We start from the raw sequence: 358 nt of genomic DNA on the forward strand, positions 1-358 counted from the left end.
GATCAAGAGTTTGATACAAAAGAATTAATTGGATCAGTGGATGAAAATGATTTGAAACAAGTAGCGGGTGCGGGAGATGTAAATCCAGAAACGACGCCAGCGACACCTACAATTGTGGCAGTAAGTCTTGGGATTTGCCCAACTACAAAATGTACAAGCAAGTGCTAATCAATAACTAAAAAAAGAGAGGAAGTTAAACATGTCTAAAAACGAAAAATTAAATAAATTACGAGATCAAGAGTTTGATACAAAAGAATTAATTGGATCAGTGGATGAAAATGATTTGAAACAAGTAGCGGGTGCGGGAGATGTAAATCCAGAAACGACGCCAGCGACACCTACAATTGTGGCAGTAAGT

The 358-nt window shown here is 37.7% G+C and carries 2 protein-coding genes; both read left to right on the forward strand.

The window, feature by feature from the left end; all coding sequences use genetic code 11:
• A partial coding sequence (locus MR083_RS27005; protein WP_242270115.1) for a class II lanthipeptide, LchA2/BrtA2 family occupies nt 1–168 on the forward strand: 168 nt, incomplete at its 5' end.
• A 31-nt stretch (nt 169–199) separates the two neighbouring features.
• Nucleotides 200–358: class II lanthipeptide, LchA2/BrtA2 family (locus tag MR083_RS27010; RefSeq protein ID WP_100655336.1), on the forward strand; the 159-nt coding region annotated here is incomplete at its 3' end.

This window comes from Bacillus cereus group sp. BfR-BA-01408, from assembly GCF_022663305.1.
In the GTDB taxonomy this organism is placed as follows: domain Bacteria; phylum Bacillota; class Bacilli; order Bacillales; family Bacillaceae_G; genus Bacillus_A; species Bacillus_A pacificus.